Raw genomic sequence first — 12,253 nt, 5'->3', positions numbered from 1 at the left:
ACGACTTTTCATTCAAAATTGAATGAAAAGTCGTCTTTCTTGTTTTGTATCCGGTTTATAAACCGAAAAACGTAAGTTTTTCAGTGGCCTCGTTTGATACCTCTGTCTATTTTTTTTTGATTATGTTAGAATAACGGTTATGTGAGTACAATGAGATATTGGGGGTAACTGAAGTGAAAGGTATGTTTTGCAAAAGATTCATTGCAATGGTAACAGTGCTGACATTATTTTTTAGCGCGTTCGTTACATATAGCAGTGTATCAGCAGAAACAAGTTCTGCTTTAAATATTGAAGCAGGCGCAGCAATTTTAGTAGAAGCAGATTCTGGGAAAATTTTATATCAAAAAAATGCAGATGAATTGTTAGCAATTGCAAGTATGACGAAAATGATGAGTGAATATTTAGTTCATAAAGCGGTGGATACAGGGAAACTTAAATGGGATCAAAAAATAAAAGTTTCTGAATATGCACATAAAATTTCACAAGACCGCTCATTATCAAATGTTCCGCTAGAAAATGGTGGTTCTTACACAGTGAAAGAATTGTATGAAGCAATGGCAATTTACTCCGCAAACGGCGCAACAATTGCTTTAGCTGAGGCGGTTGCAGGTAAAGAAGCAGACTTCGTAAAAATGATGAATGATCAAGCAAAAGAGTTTGGATTGAAAAATTATAAATTTGTAAACTCTACAGGTTTAACAAACAAAGATTTAAAAGGACAACATCCTGAAGGAACAACACCGGATGAGGAAAATAAAATGTCGGCACGAGATGTTGCCATTTTAGCACAGCATTTAATTCAAGATTTTCCAAAGGTGTTAGATACGGCGAAAATTCCGAAGAAGGTATTCCAAGAAGGTGGAAAATATCCTGTTAAGATGGATAACTGGAACTGGATGTTAAAAGGCTTAATTAAACAATATGAAGGTGTAGATGGTTTAAAAACAGGTTCTACTCCAGAAGCTGGTGATTGCTTTACAGGTACTGCTGAAAGAAATGGAATGCGTTTAATTTCTGTTGTTATTAAAACAAATTCTCATACAGCGCGCTTTGATGAAACAAAGAAACTTTTTGATTACGGATTTACCAATTTTGATGTAAAAAAAGTATATCCAAAAGGATCATCAGTAAAGGGACATGAAACGGTACGAGTTGAAAATGCAAAAGATAAAGATGTTGCAGTTGAGACAAAACAAGCGATTACACTTCCAATGCCAAAAGGAAGTAAAGATGTTTACAAAACAGAGTTTAAAGAGGTAGGAAAAGAAAAAGAAGCACCTATTAAAAAAGGAACAACATTAGGACAAATGGTTGTATCACCTAAGGATGCGAGTGATCCAGGATTCTTATCTGGGAAATCATTGCATGTTGATTTAGTAACAAAATCAGAAGTAGAACAAGCAAACTGGTTTGTACGCTCTATGCGTGGTATAGGATCCTTCTTTAGCGACATATGGAATAGTGCTGTTGATACAGTAAAAGGTTGGTTTTAAAAGCTCCTCATAGTAGGAGCTTTTTTTATTTTTGATTTTTCATACACATTTTATGAAAAAGTAGTGGACAAGTCTCTAATAGTTAGTGATAGAATGTAAGAGTATTCTAAATTTTCGCCTTTAACGGGGGAAGCAATTCATCTAGGGAGGTTTTTGTACATGACAAATGTAACAGGAACAGAACGTGTCAAACGTGGAATGGCAGAAATGCAAAAAGGCGGCGTTATTATGGATGTAGTTAACGCTGAACAAGCAAAGATTGCAGAAGAAGCAGGCGCAGTTGCCGTTATGGCGTTAGAGCGTGTTCCTGCAGATATTCGTGCTGCAGGTGGCGTTGCACGTATGGCAGATCCAACAATTGTAGAAGAAGTTATGGGGGCTGTATCAATTCCAGTTATGGCAAAATGCCGGATTGGTCATCTGGTGGAAGCTCGTGTATTAGAATCATTAGGGGTAGACTATATTGATGAGAGTGAAGTGTTAACTCCAGCTGATGAAGTATACCATTTAAATAAACGTGATTACACTGTTCCATTTGTATGTGGATGTCGTGATATTGGAGAAGCTGCGCGTCGTATTGCAGAGGGGGCTTCTATGCTTCGAACAAAAGGTGAACCTGGAACGGGAAATATCGTAGAAGCAGTTCGTCATATGCGTCAAGTCAATGCAGAAATCCGTCAAGTTGCGAATCTTCGTGAAGACGAACTTATGACATATGCTAAAAATACTGGTGCTCCTTATGAAGTTTTACTTGAAATTAAACGTCTTGGGCGTCTTCCAGTTGTAAACTTTGCAGCAGGAGGTGTAGCAACGCCAGCAGATGCGGCATTAATGATGCAGCTTGGTGCAGATGGTGTGTTCGTAGGTTCTGGTATTTTTAAATCAGAAAACCCTGAAAAGTTTGCACGTGCAATTGTTGAAGCAACCACACATTATGAAGATTATGAGTTAATTGCAAATCTTTCTAAAGGATTAGGTGATGCAATGAAGGGCGTTGAAATTTCAACACTATTACCAGAACAACGTATGCAAGAACGCGGTTGGTAATTAAAGGAGATTTAAAAATGGTAAAAATCGGTGTGTTAGGTCTTCAAGGAGCAGTTCGAGAGCATGTAAAAGCAATTGAAGCAAGCGGTGCAGAAGCTGTAGTTGTAAAACAAGTAGAACAACTTCAAGAAATTGATGGGCTTATTTTACCAGGCGGTGAAAGTACAACAATGCGTCGTCTCATTGATAAGTATCATTTTATGGAACCACTTCGTGAATTTGCGCGTTCTAGAAAGCCGATGTTTGGTACATGTGCAGGTATGATTTTACTTGCAAATAAACTGATTGGTTATGAAGAAGCGCATATTGGTGCAATGGATATTACAGTAGAACGCAATGCATTTGGTCGTCAAAAGGATAGCTTCGAAGCTACACTTTCGATTAAAGGTGTAGGAGAAGATTTTACAGGTGTATTTATTCGAGCGCCGTATGTCGTTGATATAGCTGATGATGTAGAAGTTCTTTCTATGCACAATGGTCGAATGGTTGCAGTGAAACAAGGGCCATTTTTGGCTGCTTCTTTCCATCCAGAGTTAACAGATGATCATCGTGTTACAGCGTATTTTGTAGAGATGGTAGAAGAAGCAAAAATGAAGAAAGTTGTATAAGTAACTTGCAACTTGTGTAAGATTATAGTAAATTGATGGTAACAATTTTATAAAATTAGCGTGTTGATAGGAAATAGTAACAAATAGTGTTTCTTGACAGAGAGTCGGTGGTTGGTGGAAACCGATAGAAACGATTTGTGAATCCATCCTGGAGTGAAATGTGGAATATCTTTATGATTAGTAAGCATTTCCGGTGAAGAGCCGTTATTTCTACTTGAGAGGAAAACAGAGTTGTTTTCAACTAGGGTGGCAACGCGGGTTAACTCCCGTCCCTTTTATAGGGACGGGAGTTTTTGTATTTTATAAAATAAAAGGAGGAGTTTACAGGTGCTTGATATTAAATTTTTACGTGCCAATTTTGAAGAAGTAAAAGAAAAGTTGCAGCATAGAGGCGAAGACTTAGCTGATTTTGAGCGTTTTGAAGAATTAGATACAAAAAGAAGAGAGTTGCTTGTTCAAACAGAGGAACTAAAAAGTAAACGTAATGAAGTATCTCAACAAATTTCTATGTTAAAGCGTGAAAAGAAAGATGCAGAAGCATTAATTTTAGAGATGCGTGAAGTAGGAGAAAAAATAAAGGGTCTTGATAATGAGCTACGCGAAGTAGAAGAGGATTTAGAAAGATTAATGCTTTCTATTCCAAATATTCCACATGAATCTACACCTGTTGGTGAAACAGAAGATGATAACGTGGTAGTGCGTACTTGGGGAGAAGTAAAAGAATTTAACTTTGAGCCAAAACCACATTGGGATCTTGCGACTGATTTAGGTATTGTAGATTTTGAACGCGCAGGTAAAGTAACAGGAAGTCGTTTCGTATTTTATAAGGGTGCAGGAGCTAGATTAGAACGTGCTTTAATTAGCTTCATGCTTGACCTTCACACAGAAGAGCATGGGTATGAAGAGGTTTTACCTCCATACATGGTAAACCGTGCAAGTATGACAGGAACAGGTCAACTTCCGAAGTTTGAAGAAGATGCATTCCTTATCGAAAGTGAAGATTACTTCTTAATCCCTACAGCTGAAGTTCCAGTAACAAATATGCACCGTGATGAAATCTTAAGTGCCGAGCAATTGCCAATTCGTTATGCTGCATTTAGCTCTTGTTTCCGTTCTGAGGCAGGTTCAGCTGGACGTGATACACGCGGTTTAATTCGTCAACATCAATTTAATAAAGTAGAGCTTGTAAAGTTTGTTAAACCAGAAGAGTCTTATGAGGAATTAGAAAAATTAACAAATGATGCGGAACGCGTGTTACAATTATTAGAGTTGCCATATCGTGTTATGAGCATGTGTACAGGAGATTTAGGATTTACAGCAGCAAAGAAATATGATATCGAAGTATGGCTGCCAAGCTATGATACGTACCGTGAGATCTCTTCTTGCAGTAATTTCGAAGCATTCCAGGCAAGACGTGCAAATATTCGTTTCCGTCGTGAACCTAATGCGAAACCAGAACCAGTTCATACATTGAATGGTTCAGGTCTTGCGATTGGCCGTACAGTTGCAGCGATTTTAGAAAATTATCAGCAAGAAGATGGTACAATTATAATTCCAGAAGTTCTTCGTCCTTATATGGGAGGAAAAACAGTTATTAAATAAATGAATACTTTCATCGGTATGAGTGATTGGTAATTTCAGTTGTTGTCAGTAATAACATGAAAGGAAAGGAAAATATAGATTATATTTTCCTTTCCTCATAATTTATAATACTAGGGTTGACTAACTGTTTTTCTTTTGTTATTATATTTGATGTCAATATGGAGGTATACCCAAGTCTGGCTGAAGGGATCGGTCTTGAAAACCGACAGGCGGCGAGAGTCGCGCGGGGGTTCGAATCCCTCTACCTCCTCCAGATATAATTGACAACAGCGCATATAAGTGGAGATTGGAGAACTCGTTACCAACACGTAACGAGTTTTTATTTTAAAACCAATCAGAAAGTATGATGTAAGGTTAATATTGCCTTATGAAACACTCATATTCCGATGATTATCTTCATAGATATGAAAGGAGTCAACATGGATCTTATTATACAAACATTTCCTTTAGATGGAAAAACTTTATATTATGTACAATGTCCGGTTTGTAAGAACGATAGAATTTTAAATAGTGGTGCGAATGTATCTTGCATTATAAGTGATGAAACATTCCGTAAGCTTTGTGGTTGTACTTGTAATGTAAAAAAAGAAGCACCAAAGAAAGCGACCAAAAAGGCAGCAACTCCAAAGCGTACTGGTAAGGTATTAACGGCAATGATTAATGGGAAAGAAATGACTGTTAAAGAGATTGCAGAAGCATACGATATTAGTACAAGTACGGTTCGTCAGCGTATTAACGCTGGGAAGACAGAGAGTGAAATTATTGCTCCGACAAAAAGGAAAAAATAAGTTAATAGGAAAACCCGTGCATTTGCACGGGTTTTTTTATTTTACAAGTCTATGTGTTTGGTTTAAGAAATGTCCGATTTTCTTAATAATTGGTTCAATGGAATTTTCATCTTGTAGAACATCGTATTCATTAATATTTAAACGTAGGACAGGGCAGGAGTTAAAGTTATTAATCCAATTTTCATAACGCTCATGCATTTCCTTCCAATATTCAATTGGCGTTTGTTGCTCCATCGGGCGTCCCCTTTTTTGAATACGATCAACAATATCATCAAAAGAACCTTCTAAATAAATTAATAGGTCTGGATGCGGAAAATAAGGTGTCATTACCATTGCATCAAACAGGCTTTTATATGTTTCATAATCTGTTTCTGTCATTGTCCCTTTTTCATAGTGCATCTTCGCGAAAATGCCAGTGTCTTCATAAATAGAACGATCTTGGATAAAGCCTCCGCCATATTCAAAAATTTTTTTTTGTTCTTTAAATCGCTCTGCTAAGAAATAAACTTGTAAATGAAAACTCCAACGTGTAAAATCATCATAAAATTTGTCTAAGTAAGGATTTGAATCTACCTTTTCAAATGATGTTCGATAGCTTAAAGCATTAGCAAGTGCTGTGGTCATTGTTGATTTTCCTACACCGACAGTTCCAGCGATAGTAATTACTGCATCATTGGGTATATCGTATTTTTGCCTGAAATTCATTGCTATTTCGTCCCCTTTGAGAGTGTATTTTGGAGAGTGGATAAAATTACATGTAAGTCATCAGCATTTTTTATGAAATCTATGTTATCTCCATTAAATTTCAATACAGGAATATCTGGATGATCCTTTTGAAAAGCTTCCATTGCTATTTCATAATCTTGAGTAAGCTGTAATAAGTAATTTGGATCTATATTTTTTTCGAATTCTCTTCCGCGCATGGCAATTCTTTTTTGCAGTGTTTCAAGACTTGCAGTTAAGTATACGATGACATTTGGCACGGGCATATCCTGTGTAAGAATACGATAAATTCGCAAGTACTTTTCATATTGAACGTCCTTTAATGTACGAGATGCAAAGATTAAATTTTTAAATATATGATAATCTGCTACTACTGGCTTATGTTGATTTAAGTATTTTTTATTAATGTCTTCCAATTGTTTGTATCTGTTACATAGAAAGAACATTTCTGTTTGAAAACTCCATTCTTCAATATCTTCATAAAATTTTCCTAAGAAGGGATTTTCATCAACAATTTCTTTGAGTAAGTGGAGTTGCATGTGAGTTGAAATTTCCTTCGCTAGTGAAGTTTTTCCAACACCAATTGGTCCTTCAACCGTAATAAATGGTACTTCGGTCACGCTGTTTCCTCCTTTCAGTCTATAATTTCCTGCCATATAAAAACACAAAACAGGATTATTGTAGCATAAGAGGAGAGCAAAAGGACTAATTTGTTATAAAAAGTTAGAAAGTCAATGGCGGTTTAGTTAATTTGAATTGAGACGAAGGCATAATATTTGCCTTTAATGTTGTTTTCATGATTTTTAAGGCATGTATATTATCTTGATCAGAATTAGAAGCGATGCAGTCCTCTGGTATGTAGAGGTTATAATTTCTCATATGAGCATCATTAGCCGTGAAAAGGATGCATATATTTCCAGCTACCCCTGTGATAATGAGGCTTTCAATTTTTAAGTAACCTAATAAAGAGTTTAATGGTGTTTCATAAAATGCAGAGTAATGTGGTTTAATAAAAACATAATCATCTGGTTCAGGGGAAATCATTTGTATAATGTTCTTGCTGTATGGATTTGTACAATGAGAAATTAGTTGGTTAATATCTGATCTCCACAATTGATAATGATCATTTATATAAATAATAGGGTAACCTAATGCTTTCAAGTTCTGTTTTAAATGTAGGATAGATGTTGCTAGCATCTCGCACTTTTTAGCTAGAATAGGTCCTTCGGAGAAGTTGAAATCATTAATCATATCGATAATGAGTAGAGCTGTATTTTTCATTTGTAATCATCCTTCTTTTTTTCTTTAGAATGGATTGAATGCTTAAAAGTTATCCAGTATGTATATGGGAATTGGATGAAACTATATTGTAATAGTGATTAGAGAGGACTGTGTTATGGAACAAGATATGTATTTTATGAAGCTGGCAATAGAAGAAGCGAAGAAAGCGGAGAAGATAGAGGAAGTTCCAATTGGAGCTGTACTTGTGTTAGATGGCAAAGTAATTAGTAGCGCTCATAACTTAAGGGAGACAGAACAAAGATCGATTGCTCATGCGGAGTTGTTGGCTATAGATAAGGCTTGTAAAGCTTTGGGAACATGGCGTTTAGAACATGCAACATTATATGTAACCTTGGAGCCATGTCCGATGTGTGCAGGTGGAATTGTTTTATCACGTGTGAAGCGTGTAGTATATGGTGCAAGTGATCCAAAAGGTGGATGTGCTGGTACTTTAATGAATCTTTTAACAGATGAACGTTTTAATCATCAATGTGAAGTTGTCTCAGGTGTAATGAAGGAAGAGTGCGGAGCGCTATTAACAAGCTTCTTTAGAGAACTTCGTAGGAAAAGAAAAGAACAGAAAAAAATTGATAATAAAACAAGTTGTTAACACATTTGCATTTTACAAAAAAACAAGTTATACTGATAGTGCCTTGTTTAAGGCAACCGAATATTGGTTTTAACTTTGCCGTGCTAAGCGGGGAGGTAGCGGTGCCCTGTACTCGCAATCCGCTCTAGCGAGGCCGAATCCCTTCTCGAGGTTATGTTACTGTAAGGCCTGCCTTAAGTAAGTGGTGTTGACGTTTGGGTCCTACGCAACGAGACCCCGTGAACCTTGTCAGGTCCGGAAGGAAGCAGCAATAAGCGGGTTCTCTCGTGTGCCGTAGGAGTGCCTGAACTGAGCTAACTGCTTGAGTAACGCTTATGGTACGTAATCGACAGAAGGTGCACGGCAGTTACATATGTATATGGAACCCATCTTTTTATAAAAGGTGGGTTTTTTGTATAAAAAATAACTTTTGGAATCTATAAACAGAATGGGTTATAATATACAAGATAATAACCTTTGAGGGAGGCCGTATTTTCGTGTCATACCAAGCGTTATACCGAACATGGAGACCGCAAAAGTTTGCAGATGTAGTCGGTCAAAAGCACGTAACAAAAACGTTGCAAAATGCCCTTCTTCAAGAAAAAGCTTCGCATGCTTATTTGTTTTCTGGTCCTAGGGGAACAGGTAAAACAACAATTGCAAAAGTATTTGCTAAGGCAATTAACTGTGAGCATGCCCCAGTAGCTGAACCTTGTAATGAATGTCCTGCATGCTTAGGCATTACACAAGGATCTATTTCGGATGTATTAGAAATTGATGCGGCTTCAAATAACGGTGTAGATGAAATTCGAGATATTAGAGATAAGGTAAAATATGCCCCAAGTGCAGTGAAATATAAAGTATACATTATCGATGAAGTTCACATGCTTTCTATGGGAGCTTTTAATGCACTTTTGAAAACATTAGAAGAACCCCCACAACATGTTATCTTTATTTTAGCAACAACAGAACCTCATAAAATTCCACCGACAATTATTTCAAGGTGTCAACGTTTCGAATTTCGAAAAATATCAGTTCATGATATCGTAGAGAGATTAGAAACTGTTGTAACAAACGAAGGTACAAAGGTAGAAAATGAAGCGTTGCAAATTGTTGCGCGTGCTGCTGAAGGTGGAATGCGCGACGCACTTAGTATAATTGACCAAGCTATTTCTTATAGTGATGAAATAGTTACGACTGAGGATGTTTTAGCTGTAACGGGTTCTGTTTCACAACAATATTTAGGTAATCTTGTAGAGTGTATACGTGATAATGATGTATCGAGAGCGTTACGTATTATTGATGATATGATGAGTAAAGGAAAAGATCCTGTTCGTTTTATGGAAGACTTTATTTATTACTATCGGGATATGCTCTTATATCAAACTTCACCACAATTAGAACATATGCTAGAACGGGTCATTGTAGACGATCAGTTTCGTATGTTAAGTGAGGCTATGCGGCCTGAAGTGATTTATGAAATCATTCATACGCTTAGCAAGGGGCAACAGGAAATGAAATGGACAAATCATCCACGAATTTTCCTAGAGGTGGTTATGGTTCAACTTTGTCAGCAATTTATGGTGCAAGCAAATGGAACTGACCGCCTACAAGCAATTATAAACAGAATGCAACAGCTGGAAAAAGAGCTAGCAGATGTGAAAAAGAATGGTGTTCCTGCTGGTGTCCAGCAGGAAGTAAGAGAAACTCGTACAGCACCAAAACCAGTGCGAACAGGAAATATGAAAATTCCTGTTGGCCGTGTACATGAAGTGTTAAAGCAAGCGAAACGCCAAGATTTAGAACAACTAAAGTCTATATGGGGCGAGTTACTAGGGAGATTGAAATCTTACAACAAAGTAGCATTTGCCGTGTTATTAGAAAATAGTGAACCAGTTGCAGCTTCTGAGGATTCATATGTCTTAGCCTTCCAGTACGAGATTCATTGTAAAATGGCAAGTGAGAACCGTGAAGCGATGGATACCGTAGAACAGATTCTATTTGAATTGGTCGGTAAAAGATTAAATATGATTGCAATTCCGAAAGATCATTGGGGAAAAATCCGTGAAGAATTTTTACAACGTGAAGGCGGAAACTCAGAGGAATCAAAGGAACAAAGGGTGGATCCTCTCATAGAAGAGGCTGTAAAATTAGTAGGGCAACAACTAATTGAAATAAAAGAATAAGAATGTTTAGGAGGAATTTATTATGATGCGTGGCGGAATGGGAAATATGAATAATATGATGAAACAAATGCAAAAAATGCAAAAACAAATGGCGAAAGCACAAGAGGAACTTGGTGAAAAACAAGTTGAAGGTACAGCTGGTGGCGGTATGGTAACAGTTATTGCAAATGGCCATAAGCAAATCCTTGATGTGAAAATGAAAGAAGAAGTTGTAGATCCAGAAGATATTGAAATGTTACAAGACCTTGTATTAGCTGCAACAAATGATGCACTAAAAAAAGCGGAAGAACTTTCTAATGCTACAATGGGCCAATTTACAAAAGGGTTGAACTTACCAGGTGGATTGTTCTAGTAGGAGGATATTGACATATGCATTATCCAGAGCCGATATCAAAGCTTATTGATAGCTTTATGAAACTGCCAGGAATTGGACCAAAGACAGCCGTTCGTTTGGCATTCTTCGTGCTAGACATGAAGGAAGATGATGTATTAGATTTTGCGAAATCACTTGTGAATGCAAAGAGAAATTTAACATATTGTTCTGTTTGTGGTCACATTACGGACCGTGATCCTTGTTATATTTGCGATGACTCTCATCGTGATCAATCGGTTGTTTGTGTTGTGCAGGAACCAAAGGATGTCATCGCAATGGAAAAAATGAAAGAATATCAAGGGGTGTATCATGTGTTGCGTGGTGCGATTTCTCCGATGGAAGGAATTGGACCTGAGGACATTAATATTCCGCAACTTTTAAAGAGATTACAGGATGAAACAGTACAAGAAGTTATTTTAGCGACAAACCCAAATATTGAAGGAGAAGCTACAGCAATGTATATTTCTCGTCTTTTAAAACCAACTGGTATAAAAGTAACACGTATTGCTCATGGCCTCCCGGTAGGTGGAGATTTAGAGTATGCAGATGAAGTGACTTTATCTAAGGCTCTTGAAGGTCGTAGAGAAGTATAAAAGGAGAACCAGAAATGTTTTTTCAAAAAAAGGGGAAATTGCGTAAAGAATATGATGATAAATTAATTGTACTGTTAGAAAAAGTGAAGAATGAATGGTTACGTCAAAAACGGATGGTAGAACAAAGTGTCGAACCGTCCCAAGATGTAATTTGTTCTTTAAAAATAGCAGAGGCAAAATATTTTTTCTTATTAAAAGAAGCAAAACGTCGTCCTGTAAAAATGGAACAATGGTAAAAGAGTTGTAGAGTATCATGAGAACAATAGAAAAGTTCTTGGGAAAATAAAAAGAAGATAGCCGTTTACTATATGGTTATCTTCTTTTTTGTTTCTAGCTATTAATCATACTTTCGTAACGGAGGTGCTTTTTTGGTAGAGGTGTTTTCCAAAATTGAAAGTTCTTTTTTTATCTCTTGTCCCATACAAATAAAGTGTATGAATTGTATTTGAGGAGGGAGAAAATGAATTCTACACTCGTTATTGTAAGCATTCTTACTTTAGTCTTTATTTTGTTGATTTTTGGTGCTTCATTGAAACCGATACGTTTTATTGGCAAAGTAGTTGCGAGAGTGATCATCGGGGTCACTTTATTATTTATTGTGAATATAATCGGGACGTATTTCGATTTCCATCTCCCAATTAATGTTGGTACAGCTTCTGTTTCTAGCTTGTTAGGAATACCGGGTATCTTTGCTTTAGTTATTATTAAATTGTATATCATGCCAGGATAATTTATTTTGGTATGTAAAAAAGTAAAAAAAGTATTGACCTAATGCTTATTAATATGGTAAATTAATAAGCGTCGTCAACGACGAAATAAAAAAGAAGTTGACGAGATGGATGAAAAATGTTATATTATAAGAGTCGCTAAAACGCGATATTGAACTTTGAAAACTAAACGAAACAAACAACGTGAAACGTCAATTTTTATTTATGATGCTAGACAAACTTTATTGGAGAGTTTGATCCTG

14 protein-coding genes, 1 tRNA gene, 1 other RNA gene and 1 other annotated feature are annotated in these 12,253 nt (G+C 36.6%); of the genes, 13 read left to right on the top strand and 3 right to left on the bottom strand.

Going from position 1 to position 12,253, the window contains the following annotated elements; translation table 11 throughout:
- The first annotated feature begins 173 nt into the window (after window positions 1-173).
- From MR056_RS21200 to MR056_RS21175, 6 genes are all read left to right on the top strand, one after another.
- A complete protein-coding gene (locus MR056_RS21200) occupies window positions 174-1,493 on the top strand; it encodes a serine hydrolase (protein WP_087094314.1) in 1,320 nt (439 codons plus the stop codon).
- Window positions 1,494-1,652: 159 nt separating this feature from the next.
- Entirely contained in the window at window positions 1,653-2,540 is an 888-nt protein-coding gene (gene pdxS, locus MR056_RS21195) for a pyridoxal 5'-phosphate synthase lyase subunit PdxS (protein WP_048723320.1), read from the top strand.
- 17 nt (window positions 2,541-2,557) lie between these two features.
- Window positions 2,558-3,148, top strand: coding sequence for a pyridoxal 5'-phosphate synthase glutaminase subunit PdxT (gene pdxT / locus MR056_RS21190; protein WP_087094315.1), 591 nt, complete (start codon window positions 2,558-2,560; stop codon window positions 3,146-3,148).
- A gap of 54 nt (window positions 3,149-3,202) precedes the next feature.
- Window positions 3,203-3,425, top strand: a binding site (T-box leader).
- Between the two features lie 50 nt (window positions 3,426-3,475).
- A complete protein-coding gene (gene serS / locus MR056_RS21185) occupies window positions 3,476-4,750 on the top strand; it encodes a serine--tRNA ligase (RefSeq protein ID WP_087094316.1) in 1,275 nt (424 codons plus the stop codon).
- 160 nt (window positions 4,751-4,910) lie between these two features.
- Window positions 4,911-5,003: transfer RNA gene (locus MR056_RS21180), tRNA-Ser, on the top strand.
- A 166-nt stretch (window positions 5,004-5,169) separates the two neighbouring features.
- Window positions 5,170-5,538: a sigma factor-like helix-turn-helix DNA-binding protein gene (locus MR056_RS21175; protein ID WP_041809337.1), complete on the top strand. Its 369-nt coding sequence runs from the start codon at window positions 5,170-5,172 to the stop codon at window positions 5,536-5,538.
- Between the two features lie 36 nt (window positions 5,539-5,574).
- Here the strand turns inward: MR056_RS21175 and MR056_RS21170 are convergent, their stop codons facing one another.
- From MR056_RS21170 to MR056_RS21160, 3 genes are all read right to left on the bottom strand, one after another.
- Window positions 5,575-6,243, bottom strand: a complete 669-nt coding sequence (locus tag MR056_RS21170) for a deoxynucleoside kinase (protein ID WP_011983160.1) — start codon at window positions 6,241-6,243, stop codon at window positions 5,575-5,577.
- Window positions 6,244-6,245: 2 nt separating this feature from the next.
- A complete protein-coding gene (locus MR056_RS21165) occupies window positions 6,246-6,881 on the bottom strand; it encodes a deoxynucleoside kinase (RefSeq protein ID WP_011983161.1) in 636 nt (211 codons plus the stop codon).
- A gap of 103 nt (window positions 6,882-6,984) precedes the next feature.
- Window positions 6,985-7,542, bottom strand: coding sequence for a cysteine hydrolase family protein (locus MR056_RS21160; protein WP_087097501.1), 558 nt, complete (start codon window positions 7,540-7,542; stop codon window positions 6,985-6,987).
- Window positions 7,543-7,657: 115 nt separating this feature from the next.
- Between MR056_RS21160 and tadA the strand changes: the two genes are divergently transcribed.
- The 7 genes from tadA (at window position 7,658) to MR056_RS21125 (ending at window position 12,013) form a co-directional block, all read left to right on the top strand.
- Window positions 7,658-8,152: a tRNA adenosine(34) deaminase TadA gene (tadA, locus tag MR056_RS21155; RefSeq protein ID WP_087097503.1), complete on the top strand. Its 495-nt coding sequence runs from the start codon at window positions 7,658-7,660 to the stop codon at window positions 8,150-8,152.
- A gap of 78 nt (window positions 8,153-8,230) precedes the next feature.
- Window positions 8,231-8,495, top strand: an RNA gene (gene ffs, locus MR056_RS21150) — signal recognition particle sRNA large type.
- A 133-nt stretch (window positions 8,496-8,628) separates the two neighbouring features.
- Window positions 8,629-10,317 (top strand): DNA polymerase III subunit gamma/tau, encoded by a 1,689-nt coding sequence (dnaX, locus tag MR056_RS21145; protein WP_011983164.1) that lies wholly within the window; start codon window positions 8,629-8,631, stop codon window positions 10,315-10,317.
- A 25-nt stretch (window positions 10,318-10,342) separates the two neighbouring features.
- A complete protein-coding gene (locus tag MR056_RS21140) occupies window positions 10,343-10,669 on the top strand; it encodes a YbaB/EbfC family nucleoid-associated protein (RefSeq protein WP_164468636.1) in 327 nt (108 codons plus the stop codon).
- 17 nt (window positions 10,670-10,686) lie between these two features.
- Window positions 10,687-11,283: a recombination protein RecR gene (gene recR / locus MR056_RS21135; RefSeq protein ID WP_011983166.1), complete on the top strand. Its 597-nt coding sequence runs from the start codon at window positions 10,687-10,689 to the stop codon at window positions 11,281-11,283.
- Window positions 11,284-11,297: 14 nt separating this feature from the next.
- On the top strand, window positions 11,298-11,519 hold the full coding sequence (locus MR056_RS21130) for a YaaL family protein (RefSeq protein WP_000466019.1): 222 nt from the start codon (window positions 11,298-11,300) through the stop codon (window positions 11,517-11,519).
- 224 nt (window positions 11,520-11,743) lie between these two features.
- Window positions 11,744-12,013, top strand: coding sequence for a pro-sigmaK processing inhibitor BofA family protein (locus MR056_RS21125; protein ID WP_041809339.1), 270 nt, complete (start codon window positions 11,744-11,746; stop codon window positions 12,011-12,013).
- Window positions 12,014-12,253 lie beyond the last annotated feature (240 nt).

Source organism: Bacillus cereus group sp. BfR-BA-01360, assembly GCF_022663595.1.
GTDB lineage: Bacteria > Bacillota > Bacilli > Bacillales > Bacillaceae_G > Bacillus_A > Bacillus_A cytotoxicus.
This window is presented reverse-complemented; position numbering and strand designations above follow the sequence as displayed.

What these genes read in the sequence shown, in the direction of transcription:
- pdxS (WP_048723320.1), top strand. Translation starts at nt 1,653, where the DNA reads ATGACAAATGTAACAGGAACAGAACGTGTCAAACGTGGAATGGCAGAA.
- pdxT (WP_087094315.1), top strand. Translation starts at nt 2,558, where the DNA reads ATGGTAAAAATCGGTGTGTTAGGTCTTCAAGGAGCAGTTCGAGAGCAT.
- MR056_RS21175 (WP_041809337.1), top strand. Translation starts at nt 5,170, where the DNA reads ATGGATCTTATTATACAAACATTTCCTTTAGATGGAAAAACTTTATAT.
- MR056_RS21170 (WP_011983160.1), bottom strand. Translation starts at nt 6,243, where the DNA reads ATGAATTTCAGGCAAAAATACGATATACCCAATGATGCAGTAATTACT.
- MR056_RS21160 (WP_087097501.1), bottom strand. Translation starts at nt 7,542, where the DNA reads ATGAAAAATACAGCTCTACTCATTATCGATATGATTAATGATTTCAAC.
- tadA (WP_087097503.1), top strand. Translation starts at nt 7,658, where the DNA reads ATGGAACAAGATATGTATTTTATGAAGCTGGCAATAGAAGAAGCGAAG.
- MR056_RS21140 (WP_164468636.1), top strand. Translation starts at nt 10,343, where the DNA reads ATGCGTGGCGGAATGGGAAATATGAATAATATGATGAAACAAATGCAA.
- recR (WP_011983166.1), top strand. Translation starts at nt 10,687, where the DNA reads ATGCATTATCCAGAGCCGATATCAAAGCTTATTGATAGCTTTATGAAA.
- MR056_RS21130 (WP_000466019.1), top strand. Translation starts at nt 11,298, where the DNA reads ATGTTTTTTCAAAAAAAGGGGAAATTGCGTAAAGAATATGATGATAAA.
- MR056_RS21125 (WP_041809339.1), top strand. Translation starts at nt 11,744, where the DNA reads ATGAATTCTACACTCGTTATTGTAAGCATTCTTACTTTAGTCTTTATT.